Annotated in this window: 2 protein-coding genes and 1 pseudogene; 1 reads left to right on the plus strand and 2 read right to left on the minus strand. The window is 58.9% G+C overall.

Annotated elements, in window-relative coordinates:
- Positions 1–173: 173 nt before the first annotated feature.
- A complete protein-coding gene (locus tag ACP7BN_RS27620; protein WP_420647875.1) occupies positions 174–1514 on the minus strand; it encodes a DEAD/DEAH box helicase in 1341 nt (446 codons plus the stop codon).
- 191 nt (positions 1515–1705) lie between these two features.
- Here ACP7BN_RS27620 and ACP7BN_RS27625 point away from each other — a divergent pair, with 191 nt between their 5' ends.
- The gene (locus ACP7BN_RS27625) at positions 1706–3004 is read left to right on the plus strand and encodes a mechanosensitive ion channel family protein (protein WP_426206969.1); all 1299 of its coding nucleotides are present in this window, start codon (positions 1706–1708) and stop codon (positions 3002–3004) included.
- A gap of 25 nt (positions 3005–3029) precedes the next feature.
- Here ACP7BN_RS27625 and ACP7BN_RS27630 read toward each other — a convergent pair.
- A pseudogene (locus ACP7BN_RS27630) lies at positions 3030–3112 on the minus strand (UDP-2,3-diacylglucosamine diphosphatase); the annotation flags it as partial.

The following is a 3112-nucleotide window of genomic DNA, read 5'->3' on the forward strand; positions in this document are numbered from 1 at the left end:
CCTCTGGCTAACACTTCCCCTTGCCGGGTGTGTAGAGGACTTTCACCTCCAAGTCACCAGCGAGGCCACCACAGCCAAGCTGGTTGCGCTTGCGCGCAACGCGCCATGCCTGGCGCACGCGTAAAAAAACCCGGACACACGGTCCGGGTTTTTTATTGCAGCACTACGCAGCTTTACTCAGCTGCAGGCTCTGCCGGCTTGCGACGCTTAAGCGGTGCCATGCCGTCGCTGCTGACCAAGGCGTCCGGCTTCGGACGGTTGGCGCTCTTGCGCTTGGTCGGCGTCTTGGCGGCAGTTTTTTTCTTGTCGCCCTTGGCGTCGGTCTTTTTCTTCTTCACGCCGACAGCTTTGCCCGAGGCCTTGACCTTTTTCGGTCCGCCGTAGGTGCCTTTGACTTCCTTGATGGTGCGGCGCTCGAAGCTCTGCTTCAGATAGCGCTCGATGCTCGACATCAGGTTCCAGTCGCCGTGGCAGATCAGCGAGATCGCCAGGCCATCGTTACCGGCACGCCCGGTACGACCGATACGGTGTACGTATTCGTCGCCGCTGCGTGGCATGTCAAAGTTGATCACCATGTCCAGACCTTCAACGTCCAGACCACGCGCCGCAACGTCGGTGGCCACGAGGATCTTCACGCCGCCCTGCTTCAGACGGTCGATCGCCAGTTTGCGATCCTTCTGGTCTTTCTCGCCGTGCAGCACGAACGCTTTGTATTCCTGAGCCACCAGACGACCGTAGATGCGGTCGGCCATGGCGCGGGTGTTGGTGAACACGATGGCCTTCTGATAGGTCTCGTTGGCCAGCAGCCAGTTCACAATCTGTTCTTTGTGCTGGTTGTGGTCAGCGGTGATCACCTGCTGACGGGTGGTCGAGTTCAGTTGGCTGACCGCGTTGAGCTGCAGGTGCTCAGGGTTGTTCAGGACCTTGGCGATCATCTCGCGCAGGCCGGAACCGCCGGTGGTCGCGGAGAACAGCATGGTCTGCTGACGGTTGGTGCACTCGTCAACCAGACGTTGCACGTCCTCGGAGAAACCCATGTCGAGCATGCGGTCGGCTTCGTCGAGCACCAACACTTCGACTTCTTTCAAGTCGAGGTTGCCAGCGTTGAGTTGCTCGATCATCCGCCCCGGCGTACCGATGAGGATGTCTGGCACTTTGCGCAGCATCGCCGCCTGTACTTTGAAGTCTTCCCCGCCAGTGATCAGGCCGGACTTGATGAAAGTGAACTGCGCGAAGCGCTCTACTTCTTTCAAAGTTTGCTGGGCCAGCTCACGGGTCGGCAGCAGGATCAGCGTCTTGATGCTGACGCGAACCTTGGCCGGGCCGATCAGGCGGTTGAGGATCGGCAGGACAAAAGCGGCGGTCTTGCCGCTACCGGTTTGCGCAGTCACCCGCAGGTCACGCCCCTGGAGCGCCAGCGGAATGGCCGCGGCTTGCACAGGCGTTGGCTCGACAAATTTCAGCTCGGCCACAGCTTTTAGCAGGCGTTCGTGCAGGGCGAATTGGGAAAACACGGGTGCTACCTCGAAGATATGCAAAAAAACAGCTGCATAGGTTACCGGTTTCGAGCGCTCAGGCCGAGCCTCTTTATGTAATCGGCCACAAACAGTGGCTTTTTTGTTGCCTGATTTGTCTTCAACGCTAATACGTAGCGTCTTAAATGCTCTAATCGTCCGTCGCGTCTTACAGAAGAATCTTTACTCCCATGGATTTCAAACAGCTCTGGCTCAACGCCCAAGACCTCTGGGGTGCCCTCGATCAGCACCCACTCCTGCACGCCAGCCTGGCGCTGATGCTGCTTTTAGTGATCGCGCTGGTCCTCGGACGAGTGGCACGCTATCTGATTCTGCACGCCAGCCGCATCCTCGGCCGGCAGCCGGCGCTGCACTGGCTCAACGACTTTCGCCACAACAAGGTGTTTCAGCGCCTGGCGCAGATGACGCCGTCGCTGGTGATCCAGTTCGGTCTGCATCTGGTGCCGGAGCTGAGCAAAACCGCGATGCTGTTCCTCGGCAATGTTGCGCTGGCATTCACCATCCTGTTCCTGACGCTGTCGATCAGCGCCCTGCTCAATGCGTTGCTGGATATCTACGCGCGCACCGAACACGCGCGCACGCGTTCGATCAAAGGCTACGTGCAGCTCGGCAAGATGGTTTTGTACGTGTTTGGCGCGATCATCATCGTTGCCACGCTGATCGACCGTTCGCCGCTGTTGCTACTGTCCGGTCTGGGTGCGATGTCGGCGGTGATTCTGTTGGTCTACAAGGACACGCTGCTGTCGTTCGTCGCCAGCGTGCAACTGACCAGCAACGACATGCTGCGGGTCGGTGACTGGATCGAAATGCCGCAAGTCGGCGCTGATGGCGATGTGGTCGACATCACGCTGCACACGGTCAAGGTGCAGAACTTCGACAAGACCATCGTCTCGATCCCGACCTGGCGCCTGATGTCCGAGTCGTTCAAGAACTGGCGCGGCATGCAGCAATCCGGCGGTCGACGGATCAAGCGCAGTCTGTTCATCGACGCCAGCGGCGTGCGTTTCATTCGTGACGATGAAGAGCTGAAGCTGACGCAGGTGCATCTGCTCACCGACTACATGAGCCGCAAGAAAGCCGAACTCAAGGCGTGGAACGAGGCGCAGGGCAACGTTGCGGCGATGGCCGCCAACCGGCGGCGCATGACCAACATCGGTACTTTCCGCGCTTATGCGCTGGCCTATCTGAAAAGTCATCCGGAGATCCAGCCGAACATGACCTGCATGGTGCGTCAGATGCAAACCACCGCGCAGGGCATTCCGCTGGAGATCTACTGCTTCACCCGCACCACGGCGTGGGCCGATTACGAGCGGATTCAGGGGGATATTTTCGATTATCTGCTGGCGGTGTTGCCAGAGTTTGGGCTGAGTCTGTATCAGCAGCCGAGTGGCGGGGATTTGCGTTCCGGGTTGTTGCCGGCGGTGTTGGGTGCTGCGCACATTCCTGAAGCCGAAAAACACCTGATGTAACACCGCAAAACCCTGTAGGAGCTGCCAGCAAATGCCGGCCGTCTGCCGTGACATGCACCGCTTCATCGACCAGTTGAATATTGCCGAGGATCAACTTCGAATAACGCC

Source organism: Pseudomonas sp. TWP3-1, from assembly GCF_049896625.1.
Taxonomy (GTDB): domain Bacteria; phylum Pseudomonadota; class Gammaproteobacteria; order Pseudomonadales; family Pseudomonadaceae; genus Aquipseudomonas.